Origin of the sequence: Actinospica acidithermotolerans, assembly GCF_018139625.1 — a bacterium.
Lineage (GTDB): Bacteria > Actinomycetota > Actinomycetes > Streptomycetales > Catenulisporaceae > Actinospica > Actinospica acidithermotolerans.
The window spans coordinates 1-4,635 of sequence record NZ_JAGSOH010000224.1; the positions used below are offsets into that span (position 1 = coordinate 1).

Annotated in this window: 2 protein-coding genes; both read right to left on the reverse strand. The window is 72.1% G+C overall.

The features are described 5' to 3' along the window. Positions 1-2,875: error-prone DNA polymerase (locus KDK95_RS34000; RefSeq protein WP_212522479.1), on the reverse strand; the 2,875-nt coding region annotated here is incomplete at its 3' end. Beyond that, positions 2,872-4,446: a Y-family DNA polymerase gene (locus KDK95_RS34005; protein ID WP_212522480.1), complete on the reverse strand. Its 1,575-nt coding sequence runs from the start codon at positions 4,444-4,446 to the stop codon at positions 2,872-2,874. The genes KDK95_RS34000 and KDK95_RS34005, both read right to left, overlap by 4 nt. Positions 4,447-4,635 lie beyond the last annotated feature (189 nt).

The following is a 4,635-nucleotide window of genomic DNA, read 5'->3' on the forward strand; positions in this document are numbered from 1 at the left end:
GTTCGGGGGCGGGTCCGGCTCCGGAGGTGCCGGGCAGGTGTGCGGTGGTGGTGCCGGCGAGGGCTCCTGCCTGCCAGAGTGCCTGGCGGCGGCCGACGCGCATGCTGCGGAAGGCTCCGGCGGTGGCGAGTGCTTCGAGTCCGGCGCGCGGGACGCCGGTGCGGCGCACGAAGTCCTCGATGTCGCGGTAGGGGCCGTGCTCGGTGCGTTCGGCGGCGACGCGTTGGGCCCGCTCGGCGCCGAGTGCGCGGACCTGGTCGAGTCCGAGGCGGATGGCGGGCTGGGGGTGGGGCGAGGAGTGCTTGTGGGTCGTCGTGTAGAGGCCGTCGGCTGGTTCGAGGCTGGTGGTGTCGGCGGAGGTGTTGACGTCGGGGCCGCGGACTTCGACGTCGTGGCGGCGGGCGTCGGCCACGAGGGTGGCGACGGAGTAGAAGCCCATCGGCTGGTTGCGGATCAGCGCGGTGGTGAACGCGGCCGGGTAGTAGCGCTTGAGGTAGGAGCTGGCGTACACCAGGTACGCGAAGGAGATCGAGTGCGCTTCCGGGAACCCGTACGAGCTGAAGGCCTCGAGCTTCTGGTAGATGTCCTCGGCGAGTTCCGCGTTGATCCCGTTGGCGGCCATGCCGGACATCAGCCGGGCTTTCAGGGCCCGCATGCGTCCTGTTGAGCGTTTCGATCCCATCGCCCGGCGCAGTTGGTCGGCCTCGGCGGGGGAGAAGTTCGCCGCGGCGCACGCCATCTGCATGACCTGCTCCTGGAACAGCGGGACACCGAGGGTGCGCTCGAGGGCGTCGGCCAGCAGCGGGTGCGGCGGGTCGGGTTTCTCCATGTGGTTGCGTCGGCGCAGGTAGGGGTGGACCGCGCCGCCCTGGATCGGGCCGGGGCGGATGAGCGCGACTTCGATCACCAGGTCGTAGAAGCACTCCGGCCGCAGCCTCGGCAACGTCGCCTGCTGCGCCCTCGACTCAACTTGAAATAAACCTATTGAGTTCGTGTCTTGGAGCATGGCGTAGACGGCCGGGTCCTCGGCCGGGATGCGTCCGAGCCAGAGGTCTTCGCCGTGGTGGTCGCGGATCAGGTCGAACGCGTCGTGCAGCGCGCCGAGCATCCCGAGCCCGAGAAGATCGAACTTCACCAGGCCTGCATCGGCGCAGTCGTCCTTGTCCCACTGAACTACTGATCTTTTTTCCATCCGGGCCCACTCGGTCGGGCAGACCTCGGCGATCGGCCGGTCGGTGATGATCATTCCGCCGGAGTGGATGCCGAGGTGACGCGGCAGACCGAGCAGGCGCCCGGCCAGGTCGCGCACGTCGGCCGGCACCCCGTCCGCGTCATCCTCGGGCAGGGGTGAGTAGGGGCCGAGGGCGGCGGACCAGGAGTCCTGGGCGCCGACGGAGTATCCCAGGGCCCGGGCGGCATCCCGCAGGGCGAGTTTGGGCCGGTAGGTGATCACGTTGGCGACCTGTGCGGCGTACTCGCGGCCGTAGAGGGCGTACACGTGCTGGATGACCAGCTCCCTCTTGCCCGCCTCGATATCTAAGTCGATGTCCGGATATCCCTCGCGTTCGGGGGATAGGAAGCGTTCGAACACGAGGTTGAAGGAGACCGGGTCGCAGCCGGTGATGCCCAGGGCGTAGCAGACCGCGGAGTTCGCGGCCGAGCCGCGGCCCTGGGCGAGGATGTTGTTCTCGCGGCAGAACGCCGCGATCTCGTTGACGATCAGGAAGTAGCCGGCGAACTCCCTTTTCGCGATCACCCCGAGTTCGTAGTCGAGCTGCCGGTAGGCCTTGGGGTTCTCCGGGCGCGGTCCGTAGCGTTTCCGGGCGCCGGCGAGGGCGAGTTCGCGCAGCCAGGAGGATTCGTCGTGTCCGGCGGGTACCGGTTGGCGCGGCAGGCTGGGGGTGACCGCGGCGAAGTCGAACGCGCAGGCGCGGGCGAGCTCGAGGGTGCGCTCCAGGATGCCGGGGAAGCGGGCGAAGCGTTCGGCCATCTCCTCGCCCGAGCGCAGGTGCGCGTTCGCGCCGGCCGGCAGCCACCCGTCGATCTCCTGCACGGTGCGCCGCGCGCGCAGCGCGGCCAGCGCCGCGGCGGTCGGGAACTCGCCAGGGCGCGCGAAGTGCACCTGGTTGGTCGCGATCGTCGGCGCGCCGTGAAGTTCGGCGAGGTGGGCGAGGGCGTCGTTGCGCTCGTCCTCGCCGGGCGTGTCGTGGTCGACGAGCTCGACGTAGACGTTCTCCCGCCCGAACAGCGCCTGCAACCTCGCCAACTGCACCCCGGCCTCCTGCATGCCACTGCGCTGCAGGGCCGCAGGAACCAGGCCTTTGCGGCAGCCGGTGAGCACCGCCCACTTCCCGGCCGCGCGTTCGGCGAGGTGTTCGAGGTCGTAGACGGCGCGGCCCTTGCCCGCGCCGGCGAGCTTGGCCTCGCCGATCGCGCGCGAAAGGGCGCGGTAACCGTCCAGGTCGCGGGCGAGCAGCAGCAGGTGCGCGCCGGGCGGGTCCGGAACGCCGGTGCGCTCGGCGCTGGCCGCGCCGAGGGAGAGCTCGGCCCCGAACACCGTTTTCAGGCCCGCCGCGCGCGTGGCTTCAGCAAACCGCACCGCGCCGTAGAGCCCGTCGTGATCCGTGATCGCCAGCGCTTCCAGCCCCAACCGGGCGGCTTCACCCGCTAAGACGGCCGGGTCAGATGCCCCGTCCTGGAAGGAGAAACTGGAGTGCACGTGCAGCTCCGCGTAGGCCACGCGCCCCGGGCCTGGTCCCGGCAGCGACCGTTGCCCAGGTGGCGGAGATTTGGCCGGGGCGAGTTCGCCGTACCTGCCCCAGGACAGGCGCTTGTCCACCTCCCGCCACGGCACGACGGGGTTGAAGCCGCTCACTGGTGGATCGCCTCCACCCGCCACGCGCTTGCTTCGAGCACGAGCAGCAGCACCCGGCCGTCCGCGAGCCGGCACTGCATCCGGGCCCGGCGGAGCCGGCCCGCCGGATCCCAACTGCGCTCATACCCCCACGGCCCGGCATACCCGGACACCCCGATCTCCCGACCCTCGAGCACCACCCAGGCGGGCGGGGCCGAGAGCCGGGCTCGCCCGGAGACCTCGACCGGCACCTGGCGCGCATCCAGGAGATCGGCGGGGATCGGCTCCACGGGAACCGTTGACGGTGCGGGCCGCAGCACGGCTCCCGGCCACGGCGCAGAGTCGTGCTCGGCGTCCGGTTCCTCGCCCCACGGCACGCGCGCGATCATCTCCGCCGGGCTGCGGCCGCCGACGATCCGCAGCCGCGCGACGCTCTCGTGCCCGAGCAGCGCTTGGACCCGCTCGGCCGCCCGCGCCACCCGGTCCGGGACCTCCTCCGCGCCCCACAGCACCTGCTGTATGCCGGTATCGAGCACGAGCTGATCCGGCACCAGCCGCAGCAGCGCGACCGGATCCGGCACCGGATACGCCTCACGCGTACGCCACCCGTCGAGCTGCCAGGCCGCGCGTTGAGCAAGCCCGGCCGAGGACAGGCGGCCGCCGGTCGCGTCCGCGTGCCGCCACAGCCGGTAGCTGACCCGCCCACTGACCGTCTCCGCTTCGATCCCCACCCGCACGCACGCGAGACCGGCCGCGGAAAGACCCGCGTGCAGCCGGGCGGCGAGCATCTTCGCGACGAAGACCACCGGCTGATCGGTCTCGGCTGGCGGATCGAACTCGTGCTCGACGGCAAGATCCTCAGCCGGCCGACGCGAGGCCGGCGGGCGAAGGTCGAGCCCGCGCGCGAGCCGGTGCAGCAGCACGCCCTCAGCGCCGAACCGGCCCGCGACATCGCCGGCCGGCAACGCCGCGAACCGGCCGACGCTACGCACCCCGAGCTGGTCCAGGATCGTGACCAGCTCGACCGGGGCGCCGAGGACCGAGAGCGGGAACGGGGCGAGATACGCCGCGCTGCCACCCGGCTCGATGATCACCGGCTCGTCCGCGCCCGGGGTCCGCGCCGCGATCCCGGCAGCCGTGACACCGTCCGCGATACCGATCCCCGCGACGATCGCACCACCCGCGCCGGTCTCCACCTGCGCGATCCGGTCACGCAGCACCACCCCGAGAGCACGCTCCCCGCCGTAGTAGCGGGCAGGCCCGCGCGCCGAGAGCGCGAGAAGCCCCGGACGGATCACCTCCATCCCGGCCGCGACCTGCTCGGCCGCGACCACCACCGGCTCGAACGCGCGCGCCTCCGCGGCTTCGTCCCGCGCGAACGCCCTGAGTTCAGGTGCCAGGCGCTGGGCGTCGCGCAGCCGCTGGCCGCGCCGGACCCCTGCCGCCCGCGCCGCCGGAGAACACGCCACCACCCTCCGGCGCGCACCCTCGCCTGAGAGCACCGCGACCTGTTCATCCAGATCGGCGCCGAGCGCGGTCACGGGAAAATCCGGGCACCACGCGACCAGTGCACGCGCAGGTCTCGCTTCCATGACCAGAGCCCCTAAGCGACCACGCGCAGCGCGCGCCCGCCCGCCGCCTCGTCGGCATCCGGGACGGTTACAGCCCGGACAGTGTCGTCGATTACGCGTGCGGCCCCGTCGGTGTCCGGGAGCCACAGCCGCGCGCTGCGCGTGGTCGCTTAGGGGCTCTGGTCATGGAAGCGAGACCTGCGCGTGCAC